This is a genomic window from Flavobacteriales bacterium, from assembly GCA_016700415.1.
Taxonomy (GTDB): domain Bacteria; phylum Bacteroidota; class Bacteroidia; order Flavobacteriales_F; family PHOS-HE28; genus PHOS-HE28.
This window is the reverse complement of sequence record CP065018.1, coordinates 101,075-114,033: the sequence shown is the minus strand read 5'-3', so window position 1 is coordinate 114,033 and position 12,959 is coordinate 101,075. Positions and strand designations below refer to the sequence as shown.

The following is a 12,959-nucleotide window of genomic DNA, read 5'->3' as shown; positions in this document are numbered from 1 at the left end:
CGTTCGACTGATCCTGTTGTCGGTGTTCCTGCTGGGGACTTTTACCAGGCCAGCATTTGCCCAGCGAGGCCCTTTCGCTGGCATGCATACCTGGCAGCCCGCGGAGTTGCAGAGCGACTTGAACACACTTGTCAGTCTGTTGCGTAAACACCACCCCGCGCTACACCGTTACTGTACACCGGCGCAATTCGACCGTTGCGTAGACAGTCTGAGGGCTACCCTCGACCGCCCCCTCACCGAACTGGAGTTCCTAGGTCGGATCGCAGCCTTGTACCCGCTCTTAGGCGATGGTCACACACTCCTGCTTCCAAGCGGACGTGGGGACAGCGGTATCAGCCCCATGTACCTGCCTTTGGATGTGGCATGGATCGATACGGCGCTGTACTTGCGCTGCGACCCTTCGCGAACAGATGGCCTACAGGCCGGAGCACGGATCCTCGCGATCAATGGGATGGCTGCGGCGGTTGTCATGGACACGATGCTCAGGCGCCAGGTTCGAGACGGGCACGACCTTAGTTATCCGCGTTGGATACTCGATCGCTGGTTCAGGCCCTATTTCCGTTTCTCATTTGGTCAGCCTGAGCACTTCGAGCTTGAATTGGAACAAGCAGATGGTTCACGCACGGTGATGCTTACCGCACAGCCCAGTGACAGCATTGGTGGGCGTTGCCCCACCGATCAGCAGTCCGGGATCTCACTGTCTTTCCATGTGGACAGTTCCGTGGCCTTGCTGTCTATCCCCACCTTCGATCGCGTAACCCTACCTAAGATGAAAAGCTCCTTGAAGGATGCCTTTGTCCTGATCGCGGAACGCGGCATTGAACACCTGATCCTCGACTTGCGCGGCAACCAAGGGGGAGACCCGGCGGTGGCCAAGGTGCTCCTTGCTCATCTACTCAACCGGCCGTTCACGCTCGTCGCGGCTGGTCCGGCGAGTGGTCCGGCACATCCGGTGAAGCGACCGTACCAAGGCCGGTTGTACACCCTGATGGACGGCGGTAGCTTTTCCGTCACGACCATGGTGCTGGCTCAGTTGGAACTTCACCAGCGCGGTCCGTTGATCGGCGAGGAGAGCGGAGGCGACAGGACCGTGATGAGCGGTAGCGGAAAGACCTGGACCTTGCCGCATACCGGCATGAACTGCACGATCTCCACAAGACAATGGCTACTCGTGGACCGAAAAGATGATGGCCACGGTGTAATGCCGACCCATCCCGTTGCCAGGACGATCGATGATGTGATCCAGGGACGTGATGCTGCATTCCTTGATGCAATTCGGATGACCACGGAACATCGTTGAGTTCGACCGCCGTCACGATGCTGATAGGTGTGGACCGCTTCTGCAAGAACACGAACTAAGCACTGCGGCGCTTTGGAAGCTGGTGTCGAAGAAGATGATCGAGGCGGGGAAGGATCCCTTCTGACCGGATCAGGGAAACGATCTAGATCGGATGCTGAACAGTAGCCCGGCGACACGGCGAGCTCCCACTTTTCAGCAAAGCAGGTTGTAGCGCACCAGCAAGCGCTCCCCATCACGCCAGCGGATCCAGCCCGTCGGGGCGATGCGGTCGGCAAGCCCGGATGTATCCACCATCAGCCAATCGCCTTGCACGGCCAGCGGCTTCAGCAACGCATCCGCGCCATCGGCCATGATCGAAGCATGATCCAGAGGCTTGATGCGAATCGGATTCGTCTCCGGGTCGATGATCTCCACGGAATTGACCGTGCTGATGAACTCGGGCCACAGCGCGATGCCTAATTCCTGACGGTCCACCCAACGTGTGGCGCCATCAAAGGTGTTCACCTCCACTTCCACCCAGTTGCGCGAGAGCGTGATGACCTTCAATAAGAGCAGTCCGTAGTCCAGCTTCATGTGGGCAGGCACGAACCAGGGCGGGGCCGACGCGATCCCGATGTAGTGCTTCCCTTTCTCGAAGATCAGGCTGTCCAGCGCTTGGGAGGGATCGGGTATTCGGTCCATGTCCGGTCCGGCGTAGAAATGAAAGACCCCGGTCTCCATCACAGGTGCAGCCATGCCGAGGCCCAAGCGCTGCGGACCCTGCTCCGGGGGCCTCGTTGCCGCAGCAGTGCCGGCGGTGCTCCATGCAGCGAACATGACCGGTGCGGCGGGCGCGGTAGGCTTCATCTCCCTGTAGCGCCTTTGCTCCTCCTCCCATTGGCGGTCCTTTTCAGCCTTGTTCTTCATGAAGCTCCACGTGGCGTACGAGAGCAAGATGACGGCCAAGGGGCCCGAAAAGATCAACAAGCGGATGCTGATACCCCTTGGAGACCGCCACACCAGCACAACCGCCGAGACCAGAAGAAGCAGCCCTCCGAACAGCGCGTAGGCCAAAACCTCGACCGCTCCCGCTAAACCCTCGGTCTTCGGCACCGTGAGCCTGCCGACCAGCCCCCCGGCGAAAAGCCCGAGCACCATGGCGCTGAGCGCAAGGCCCAAGCCCGGCAACAACTTGGCCGTCCGTGTCTTCTCCTCCATGCTGCGCAAAAGCTATTGCCCCATGGCCTTCTTCACCTGCTCCATGGCGGCCGGGTCCATGCCCTTGTCCTTCATCTGCAGAAGGGCCAGTTGCATGCCGAGCTCAGCGATGCGCGGCGCGTACACCTGCCCGATGGTGTTGAACTCCTGGTAGCACTTCAGGCCCAGCTCCCGCTCTCCCTTGGCATTGATCCGCTCGCCCAGGTCTTTGGCCTTCGCGGACCATTCCTTCTGCCTTTCCTCATCCACCTTCCCATCGGCGACCATCTCCTTAAGACCGGCCTCATAGTCGGCCATCAGATCGCGGAACTCGCCCACCAGTGGATCGCACGCCGTGGCCGCCTCCACGGCAGGGATATCCTGCTGCGTCCCCGTGGCCTCCTCCGCAGTGGTGCCGGTGCCGCAGGCCGAGAGCAGGAGCATGCCGAATATCAACTTCCTTGAAATAATGTCCATGGTCATGATGTTCTTTGGCACGAAGGTCGCCCATCGCTTTTGCCCGCGCATGACCCATTTGGGTGGATCTTCCATGGATCCTCCGTAGGTTAGTTGCTCGCCCAGCATGCGCATTGCTCCACATGATCCCGCCCGAATTGCTTTAGCCCTTGTCTGGGCGGCGGCCAACCTGATCGCCTTCGCGCAACCCGGCCCGCTGCGGTTCCATCACTTGGACAACACCAACGGGCTTCCCCAGAATTCCGTGAACACGATGCTGGAGGACCGGTACGGTTTCCTCTGGTCCGGCACGCAGGACGGCTTGTGCCGCTACGACGGGCACGGCTTTATCACCTACCGGAACGATGGGACGGCGAACAGCCTCTCCAACAACTATGTGTGGACCTCCTTGGAAGCGCAGGACGGCGCACTGTGGATCGGCACATACGGGGGCGGCCTCGACCGCTATGACCCCGGCACCGGCGCGTTCAGCCATTTCCGGCATGCCGAGGGAGATCCCCGGAGCCTGAGCAGCGACCGCGTCCTGGGCTTGCTGGAGCACCCTGCCGGTGCGCTGTGGGTGCGCACCGGCAAGGGGCTCGACCGGTTGGACATGGAAACCGGAAGCGTTCAACGCTATATCGAGGGCGGCATGGCCGAAGGGGACCTGATCGGTGCCATGGCCCCCGGTGATGCGGACCACCTGCTGCTCCAAGGCCGGGCGGGACTGCTGCGGTTCACAATGTCCACCGGCGGAGTGGAGGTCTTGAAGCAGGGCCAAAAGACCGGCACGGAACAGGAGGTGACCGCCTTGACCGCTACCCCGGAGGCTGTCCATGTGCTGGAGAACCACCGTTTGTACCGGATCGACCCGCGCACTGCGGAGGAAACCGCACTGGTGGACGTGGACTCGCTTTCCGGGGCCGACCCGAAGATGGGCTTCCAGTGTTTCCTGCTTCTGAAGGACCACATCCTGATCGGCACCACGCACGGCCTGGTCCTCATGGTCCGCTCCAGCGGTGCCACGTACATCCATCGGCACCGGCCCGATGACCCATCCAGTCTTGCGGACGACCACGTCCTTTCGATCCATGCCGGGCGCGGCGGCGAGATCTGGGTGGGCACGCGCAACGGGCTGGACCGCATCGACCGCCTGGAGCCGACCGTCCATGCCTTGACGCATTCACCCGGGGACACCAACGGCCTGTTGCATGCAAGCGTGACCGCGCTGATCGAGGACCTGCAAGGCCGGATCTGGATCGGTTCCCCGTCCGGCTTGACGATCTGGGATCGCGCGAAGGACTCGTTCCGGCACCTGCGGCATGATCCGATAAATCCCGGATCACTAGGCGCCGACTACGTGCTGTCACTCGCCATGGACGGCCAGGGACGGATCCTCGTTGGCACCTTGGGCGGCGGATTGAACGAGGTGGTCGAGCGCGACGGGAAGATCGAGATCAAGCGCCACAGGCCTGTCGGCCTGGACGACCCGCGCCGTGCAGACATCGTTCACCACATCCTGCCCACTGCGGACGGGACTGTCTGGCTCGCCACTGGCGGTGCGGGTCTCTGCCGGTTGAACAGTGCCACCGGCGAGCTTTCCTGCCAAGGCCCCACCGGTGGTAGCGACGGCCCTTCGCACCCCTACCTCTTCACCCTACTGAAGGACGATGCCGGGTACCTCTGGACGGGCACGGCGGGCGGCGGTCTGTTGCTGCGTTCCCCCGATGGCACCTTCGGAACGGTGAAGCATGAACCGGAGGACATGGGCAGCCTCAGCGCGGACCTCGTGCTCTGCCTGTACCAAGACCCGAAGGGCCGGCTTTGGGCCGGCACAGTGAACGGCCTCTGCCGCACACGCGGACCGTTGAACGCGGAACTGCGACGCACCGTACTTGAGGGCCACGCGGAGGAAGGAATGTTCAAGCGTTACAACCGTGCGGACGGATTGCCGAACGAGGTGATCTATGGCATCCAGCCCGACGGGCGCGGCCATCTCTGGCTGAGCACCAACGACGGACTGGTGGAATGGGATCCCGACAGTGGGACAGTGTTGCGCGTGCTCGATCAAGGCGACGGCCTACCGGGGGACGAGTTCAACCAGAACGCTTTTCTCAAGGGCCACGACGGCACGCTGTACTTCGGTGGTGCGATCGGGTTGTCCTGGTTCCGGGAAGCGGACCTCGCGACCAACACGCGCCTGCCTCCCGTGCTTTTCACCGGCATCGCCCTGTACAACAAGCCCCTGCCCGTCCGGCCCGCAGGGACCGGCGACGATCTCGCGCTCGACCGGCCACCACATCAGCTGGAACAGCTCGATCTGGCCTGGCACCACCATGTGCTGACCTTCACCTTTGCGGCGCTGAACTTCATCGCCCCGGAGAAGAACCGCTACCGGTACCGGCTGGAAGGTTTCGATGAACGGTGGGTGGACCTCGGCCCGCGCAACGATGTCACCTTCACCAACCTGGCGCCGGGCTCCTATCGGCTGCATGTGCAGGCCGCCAACAACGACGGGGTCTGGAACACCGAAGGGGCCGCGCTCGCGATCCATGTGCTCGCCCCGCCCTGGCTGCGCTGGTACGCCTACCTCGTGTATGCGGGCTTGCTGGGCGGGGTGCTCTATGCGGTCTTCAGCATGCGCCTGCGTATGGTCCGCCGGGAAGCAGCGGCAAATGCGCACGCCGAAAAGGCCAAGGCGGAGCAGTTCGAGGGCTTCCGGCGCAGAAGCGCCGCCGATTTCCACGATGAGGCCGGGGCGCGCATCACCCGCATCAATCTCTTCACCGGACTGGTCCGCCAGCGCGCCGCCGGAAACCCGGAACTGGTCCCGCATCTCCTGAAGATCGAGACCGCCAGCCGGGAACTTTCCGCCGGCATCCGCGACCTGATCTGGACGATGGACCCCACGCGGGACAGCCTCGGGGACACCGTGGAACGGCTCACCTCCTTCGGGCTGGCCCTCTTCGATGCCACGCCCACGGCCTTCAAAGTGACCGCTCCGCCGCCATCCGCATTGCGCATGCACGTCACCATGGAGACGCGCCGTGCGATCACCCTGCTCATGAAGGAGGCCATGAACAACTGTGCCAAATACGCAGGGGCCCGCCGCTGTAACTTGAGCGCCCGGATGGAGGAGGCACACTTGGTGATCGACCTGGAGGATGACGGCAGCGGCTTCGACACGCTGGCCCAGCGGTCAGCCGACCACCGTGGACTGCGCAACATGCAGCAGCGCGCCTCGGAGATCGGGGCCGCCCTCGGCATCCATAGCGCCGCTGGCCAAGGAACGAAGATCACCTTGCGCGTACCAATGGGATCCCTGCAAGCCGCACTGGAGAATACCTAAAGCATGAGCCGGGGAAGCGACATACCGCGCGTGATCACCGTGGCCGTGGTGGAGGACGATCGCGAGGTGCGCGAGGCGCTCCGGCTCATCCTTGAAGAACAGGACGGTTTCCACTTCACCCATGGCTTCCCCTCCTGCGAGGAGGCTTTGCAGCTCTTGCCCGAAGAACCGCCCGACGTGGTGCTCATGGACGTCAACCTGCCGGGGATGAACGGCGTGGAGGGCGTACGGACCTTGAAGGAAAAGCTGCCCGGGACCGAGTTCCTGATGCTTTCCGTGCGCGAGGACGAGGAGACCGTGTTCCATGCGTTGAGCGCAGGGGCCTCGGGCTATTTGCTGAAGCACGCATCACCCGAGGCGATCCTTAAGGCGATCACCGAGGTCCATGAAGGCGGCTCGGCCATGTCGCCCGCGATCGCCCGCTTGGTGGTCTGCACATTCCAGCCGGTACGGGATCATGCGGCACTCTCCGAGCGCGAGACGGAAGTATTGGCGAGGCTCTGTGACGGAGAGAACTACCGTAGCATCGCGGAGGCGCTCTTCATCAGCACCAACACGGTGAAGGCGCATATCAAGCGCGTCTACGAAAAGCTGCAGGTGCATACGCGGGCGGAAGCAGTCCGCAAAGCCTTGCGGGACCGGCTGATCTGATCCACCCAAATGGGTGATGGCGCGGCATGGTGCAGGGGGATTGCTTTGCCCCGTGAACATCAACGACATGCGAAGAACTCGACACACATGCGCCGAACACCGGCGCGTAAACACCACCGCCATGCGCACGCCTACCTTCCTTTCACTCCTTTTTGCCGCCACCTTCATTCAGGCGCAACCGACGATCACCGTGAACAACTTGCCGCAGCTCGGCGATGTGGTCACCATTGGTCGTTGCACGGACATTATTGATGCTGACGCACTGGATGCAAGCGCCGGTGCGATGCAAACGTGGGACTTCAGTGGCTTGACCGAATTCAGCGAAGAGCAATTCTATTTCGTGGATCCGGCCACCACACCCTGGACGGCCGACTTCCCGAACTCCAACCTGTGCGGGATCAGCTGGGACGATGCATACAGCTATTACATCCTGAGCGCCTCCGCCCTGGAGACAGAGGGTAATGCGATCATTGTCCCCGGGCCTCCGCCGGAGGACACCGCCAAGTTCCTGTTCAACGGGAACACCGAGCGTATCCTGGAACTGCCCTACAGCTTTGGGGATGCATTCTTGGATGACTTCAGTGGAACGTTCAGCGCATCTGGCTTCCTAGGCACGATGGACGGTACGGTGGATCTGCAGGTGGATGGCCACGGCACCTTGATCCTCCCTACCGGTATGTACGATGACGTGGTGCGTTATCACTTCGATCGCATCCAGAACAACACCGTCTTCGGCAACACCGTGCAGACCAGCAAGGAGCAGTGGGCCTGGGTCTCTGCCGATCATCGGTTCTGGTTGCTGCTGATGGAGATCAATTACGATGGGTTCAATACGAGCCAGCAAGTTTGGTACGACAAGAACCCCGCGCTCGCCGGACCGACAGGCCAGGTCGAGGTCGCGCAGGCCGCATGGTCCCTCCATCCCAACCCCGTTGAGCCGGGCACGTCGGTCTCCATCGTGGGCAACAGCGATCGCTCCGCCCTGCGCATGGAAGTGATCGACGCCACCGGTCGTTCTCTGCGGACCTTCCCGGTCGGGACCACGCGTATCAGCACGGATGCCATGGCACCGGGCGTGTACGTGGTGCGTTTCCTCGGACCGAACGGAACAACCGCGGGGACCACGCGATTGGTCGTTCGATAGCCATGTCCTGCTGCTTGAACCCACTGCACAACGGAACCTGATATGCGCTCCTTCCTGATCATCCTTCTTTTTTTCGCCCTTGTTCAACCCACGGCCGCCCACGACACAGCCGGATGCAAGTACCACCCCTTGATCACCCGCTATCCCGGTGCCATGCTTGCGTGGTGCGAAGAGCAGAACCATGTGGCGTACGCCATCGCTCATGGCCCGATAACGGGGTACAGGGCGATCGACGACCGGAACCCGCATGCCGGAATAGCCAACGGCGTCTACCACCTGGCCCTGCTCCACAACGGACACATTTCCACCGAGCCTCTTGAACTGACACGCTGAACCCGATTTCATCATACCTACCCATGCCATGAAACAAGAACTACTCACTGCCTTTGCCGCACTACTAACTGCCCCGGTATGGGCCCAACCCATCTTGGATGTTCCATTTCTACCCCAAGCGGGAGTAACGGTAACATTGGGCGTGAACGATTTCCCAGGGGTTCCTCCAGGGCCTGCTGGAGCCGACCAGACCTGGGACTTCAGCACACTGCCGCAGATCACGGAGCACTCCTACATCTTCATGGACCCCTCGGAAACGCCGTTCCAGGACTCGTTCCCGGCCGCCAATCTGGCCGCACGAATGCAGGACACGACCTACTTCTTTTACAACTTGACAGGGAGCACGGTCGAATCGATCGGGCTCGCCAAGGACCAACCCGGATTCGGTATCATAGAAATGGACCTTGCCTTGGACCCGGAACGCATCATCAGCGTACCGTTCACTTTCGGGAATTCAGAGAGCGACACGTTCGAGGGCACGCAAGGCGCGCTGGGCGTTCAACAGTATATCTCAGGGACGAAATCGATCGAAGCCGATGCATGGGGAACCTTGATCCTGCCGAATGGCACCTACATGAACACGATCAGGCTTCGCGAAGAGCGTACACAATCGTCCGTCGGTGCTGTCTACGAGTCGGAGGTCCACCGTTGGATCAGCCCGGACCGGGTGTTCTGGCTTCTGGAAGTGGGCGAAAACCTCAACCCGGGTGGTGTTGTCACCTACCTGAACAGGTGGTCGCTGAACCCGCTTCAAGTGGGCATGGCGGATGCTCCTTCCGCAACTGCTGGTCTCAACGTGCTGAACACCGTAGTACGGCGCGGTGATCCCATCCGCATCTGGTCCTGGGCACCCACTACGGGATCGCTCACCTTCACCGACCTCAATGGCCGACGGATCTCCGCCCTCGACCGTACTACCCTTGGCCGGGAAGGCATGGAACTCCCCACCGCGGGTCTGGCCAGTGGTGTCTATGTGATCACCTTCCTCCGCAACGGCAAGGCACAGACCACCCGCGTAGTGGTCCAGTGATGTCAGTTACATCCTCCGCACCTTCTGCCTCTATGGACATTGGTCCTCCGAAGGATCGCTGCATTCCTCAGGTGGGCCTGTGGAGGATCAATTCACCACCGTCGATCGAACACAAATCCTCCACCATGAGACTCTTGCTCCTCTTCTTCCTGTTGGCGGCCCCCTCCCTGATCTTCGCGCAGGACAAGTCCGGGTGCAAGGACCATCCGGTGATCACCCGCTATCCGGGATCGTTCATCACCTACTGCGAGGAGCAGAACCATGTTGCGTACGCCATCGCCCACGGGCCGATCACCGGCTACCGGCAGATCGACGAATGGACCGAGGTGACGGGCAAGCGCACGCGCATCTACTACACGGTGGAAGGCGACATGAGCATCCGGGACATTTACCTCAACTACCAAGGTGCATTGCAGCGGGCCGGAGCGCAAATGCTCGCCGACGGCATTGAGATGAAGTCCACATCGCCCAATGTGGGCAGCCGCTCCTTTCTGGGCGTCCACTACGCACGGAACGAATTCCCGCCGAGCGCCGGCATCGTCCTGCTGAACGGGTCCGCCACCTCCGGCGGGACCTTCATGCTGGCAGGCACCTTGGACGACCAAGGGACTCCTGTACACGTAGTGATCGGTGGCGCACAATACACCACCGGGACCAAACTGGTGCTGGTGGACGTGATCGAGGAAGTGGGCATCGCCACCGACAAGATCCGTGTGAATGCCGAATGGATGATGCAGCAGATCGACCGCCAGGGCAAGGTGGCCCTCAACGACCTGCTGTTCGACACCGACGGGGCCACGGTGCAGCCCGCGTCCATGCCCGTGGTCGCAGAGATCGGCAAGCTGTTGAAAGCCCGCCCCAAGTTGAACGTGTACATCGTGGGACACACCGACATGACCGGCGGCCTGGAGCACAACATGGACCTGAGCCGGCGACGGGCCGACGAAGTGGTGCGCCTATTGGTCGCCGAGCAAGGGATCGAGCAAGCGCGTCTGGCGGGCCACGGCGTAGGGCCGCTGGTGCCGGTGGCGACCAACACCACGGCCGATGGGCGGCAGCTGAACCGCCGCGTAGAGGTGGTAGCGCGGTGAGGGCGGAGGCGGGGAAGAACCCGTTCTGACCGGTAACAGAAAGAGATGTTGCTTTGAAGAGGCCCGCCCAGAAGTGCGGGCCTCACCTTTTTCGTGGGTCCACGTAAATGGTGGGGCCGTCCCGATAGTACCTTCGAACATGCGCAGCCTTCTCCCCTTTCTGCTTCTGTCCGCTACTGTGGTTTCCGCGCAGACCTGGCAGCAACTCCCGGACTTCCCCGGTACAGCGCGCGATGATGCGGCATCCTTCAGCATCGGGAACAAGATCTATGTGGGCACGGGCATGGAAGTGGGTTGGGGTTTGACCAACGATTGGTGGTGCTTCGATGCGCAGACGGGAAACTGGGCTGCCATCGCGGCCATGCCCGCCACGCCCCGCCAATATTGCGCCGCGTTCACCGTCTATGACACCGGCTATGTCTTCGGCGGCGTGGATGCGAACGGTGCCTTGAGCGAGCTGTGGGCCTACTACCCCGGTACCGATCAGTGGGTGCAGAAAAGCTCCATGGCCGCCGAGGCCCGCTATGCCGCAGCGGCGGTAGAAGCTTGGAACTATGGCATTGTGGCCACCGGCATGTTGGCCAGCGGCGTGCCCACCAAGGAAGCATGGAAGTACCACCCCGCGACCGACACATGGGAAGCCATCAACCCGGTGCCCGGTCCTTCCCGGCACCGCGCCGTGGCCATTCAGGATGGCGGCGGCATGTTGATCCTCGGCGGGGCCGACTCCACAGGCACCGCGCTTAGCGACGCATGGAGCTATCCGGTCTGGTTTGAGACCGGCCAATACTATTCACGGCCCGGCCTGCCCGCTCCCCGGTACGAGATGAAGGGAGGAACACAATACATAATGGTCCTCGTGGGCGGGGCGGACAGTGACACCGTCTTCCACGATGATGCATGGAGCGGGTACACCAATGAATGGTCAAGCCTTCCCCCGTTCCCCGGCGGACCTCGGCGCGGCGGTGTGGGCGCAGGGATCCCGGCCCCGAGTAACTGGAACAACACTTTCTTCTTCGGCCTGGGACTGGATCAGGGCCTTACGCGCCATAAGGACTGGTGGAGACTGGACTTCGCTTTGGGGATCGAGGACCGGGACATGCCCCGGATCGAACTCTTCCCAAACCCTGCCACCACCTCAATGACCATTATCTGGTCGGAAACATGGCCCGATGCCCGGATCCTCATCCTCGATGCCGTGGGTCGCACGGTACGGGATCAACAAGTGAACAGCGGCTCCCCCATCGATGTTAGTCGTTTAGCGCCCGGCCGCTACGTGGTGGAAGCCCAACATGGACCGACGCAACTTCGCGGCATATTGACCAAACTTCCTTGATGCAATTCCTCGATCCCGCACTCGACGCCTATTGCGAAGCACACAGCGGCAACGAGCCGTCCTACCTGAAAGAACTCACTGCGGAGACCCAGGAGAAAGTCCACATGCCGCAGATGCTCAGCGGCCATCTGCAAGGACGCTTCCTCGCCATGCTCAGCCATTTGGTGAAGCCGAAGATCATCGTGGAGATCGGCACCTTCACCGGCTACAGCGCACTGTGCCTTGCGGAAGGTTTGGCCGAAGGCGGCATGTTGCACACCATCGACATCGACCCCAACTTGCCGGAGATGGTGGACCGCTACATCGGGAAGGCCGGCATGCAGGACCGGATCACCATGCACCACCGGCCCGCGTTGGAGGTCATCCCCGATCTGCCCGCGCCGTTCGACCTCGTCTTCATCGATGCCGATAAACCGAATTACCCGAACTACTTCAACGCGGTGATCGAAAAGGTGCGCCCCGGCGGCCTCATCATCGCGGACAATCTGCTATGGAGCGGCGAGGTATTGAAGCCCAAGGAAAAGCAGGATGACCAGACCCGAGCGCTGGTGGAGTACGCCCGCCGCGTAAATGCCGACCCGCGCGTGGAGACCGTGATGGTGCCCTTGCGCGACGGCCTAATGGTGGCCCGCCGAAAATGACCATGGAGCCGAACGACCTCGTGCCCGTTCGTTTCTATGACGACCCCATGGAGGCACACCTCGGCCGTTGCCTGTTGCAGAACGAAGGCATCGAGGCATACATCCACGACGAGCACATCATCGGTCTGAACCGGGCCTTTGGCGTGGCGCTCGGCGGGGTGAAGCTCAAGGTCGCCGCGACCGACAAAGAACAGGCGCTACTGATCCTGCAAGAGACCGAGCACCGGCCCTACCTGGACGAGGACGACCAGCCCGTATGCTGCCCCAAGTGTGGCTCGACCGATCTTCAAAGCGGCGTGTCGAAGCCGCGCACCAACAGTGGTAAGTTCCACTGGCTGTTGGGCCTCCTCTTCGGGGTGTATCCCATCGTTATGGAGCGGGGTATGAACTGCAACGCCTGCGGCGAACAATTCGTCCCCGAGGAAGTTGCTGCGGTCACCACCTGATGAAAG

Annotated in this window: 12 protein-coding genes; 10 read left to right on the top strand and 2 right to left on the bottom strand. The window is 61.8% G+C overall.

Annotated features, from left to right (window positions below):
* Positions 1-82: 82 nt before the first annotated feature.
* The gene (locus tag IPP95_00520) at positions 83-1,300 is read left to right on the top strand and encodes a hypothetical protein (GenBank protein QQS72756.1); all 1,218 of its coding nucleotides are present in this window, start codon (positions 83-85) and stop codon (positions 1,298-1,300) included.
* 192 nt (positions 1,301-1,492) lie between these two features.
* Here IPP95_00520 and IPP95_00515 read toward each other — a convergent pair whose 3' ends face one another.
* Entirely contained in the window at positions 1,493-2,497 is a 1,005-nt protein-coding gene (locus tag IPP95_00515) for a hypothetical protein (GenBank protein QQS72755.1), read from the bottom strand.
* 12 nt (positions 2,498-2,509) lie between these two features.
* Positions 2,510-3,028 carry a hypothetical protein gene (locus IPP95_00510; protein ID QQS72754.1) on the bottom strand — a complete coding sequence of 173 codons (519 nt, stop codon included), beginning with the start codon at positions 3,026-3,028 and terminating at the stop codon, positions 2,510-2,512.
* Positions 3,029-3,059: 31 nt separating this feature from the next.
* On the opposite strand from IPP95_00510, the gene IPP95_00505 reads away from it, so the two are divergent.
* The 9 genes from IPP95_00505 to IPP95_00465 all read left to right on the top strand — a co-directional run bounded on the left by IPP95_00505 (position 3,060) and on the right by IPP95_00465 (position 12,953).
* Positions 3,060-6,281: a hypothetical protein gene (locus IPP95_00505; GenBank protein QQS72753.1), complete on the top strand. Its 3,222-nt coding sequence runs from the start codon at positions 3,060-3,062 to the stop codon at positions 6,279-6,281.
* A 3-nt stretch (positions 6,282-6,284) separates the two neighbouring features.
* Positions 6,285-6,932 carry a response regulator transcription factor gene (locus IPP95_00500; protein QQS72752.1) on the top strand — a complete coding sequence of 216 codons (648 nt, stop codon included), beginning with the start codon at positions 6,285-6,287 and terminating at the stop codon, positions 6,930-6,932.
* A gap of 121 nt (positions 6,933-7,053) precedes the next feature.
* Entirely contained in the window at positions 7,054-8,076 is a 1,023-nt protein-coding gene (locus tag IPP95_00495; protein QQS72751.1) for a T9SS type A sorting domain-containing protein, read from the top strand.
* Between the two features lie 42 nt (positions 8,077-8,118).
* Positions 8,119-8,409: a hypothetical protein gene (locus tag IPP95_00490; protein QQS72750.1), complete on the top strand. Its 291-nt coding sequence runs from the start codon at positions 8,119-8,121 to the stop codon at positions 8,407-8,409.
* Between the two features lie 28 nt (positions 8,410-8,437).
* A complete protein-coding gene (locus IPP95_00485) occupies positions 8,438-9,439 on the top strand; it encodes a T9SS type A sorting domain-containing protein (GenBank protein ID QQS72749.1) in 1,002 nt (333 codons plus the stop codon).
* 125 nt (positions 9,440-9,564) lie between these two features.
* Entirely contained in the window at positions 9,565-10,530 is a 966-nt protein-coding gene (locus tag IPP95_00480; protein ID QQS72748.1) for an OmpA family protein, read from the top strand.
* Positions 10,531-10,669: 139 nt separating this feature from the next.
* Positions 10,670-11,866 (top strand): T9SS type A sorting domain-containing protein, encoded by a 1,197-nt coding sequence (locus tag IPP95_00475; GenBank protein QQS72747.1) that lies wholly within the window; start codon positions 10,670-10,672, stop codon positions 11,864-11,866.
* The gene (locus IPP95_00470) at positions 11,866-12,507 is read left to right on the top strand and encodes a class I SAM-dependent methyltransferase (GenBank protein QQS72746.1); all 642 of its coding nucleotides are present in this window, start codon (positions 11,866-11,868) and stop codon (positions 12,505-12,507) included. The genes IPP95_00475 and IPP95_00470 overlap by 1 nt, the downstream gene beginning before the upstream one ends.
* 2 nt (positions 12,508-12,509) lie before the next feature.
* The gene (locus tag IPP95_00465; GenBank protein QQS72745.1) at positions 12,510-12,953 is read left to right on the top strand and encodes a DUF2007 domain-containing protein; all 444 of its coding nucleotides are present in this window, start codon (positions 12,510-12,512) and stop codon (positions 12,951-12,953) included.
* Positions 12,954-12,959: the final 6 nt, after the last annotated feature.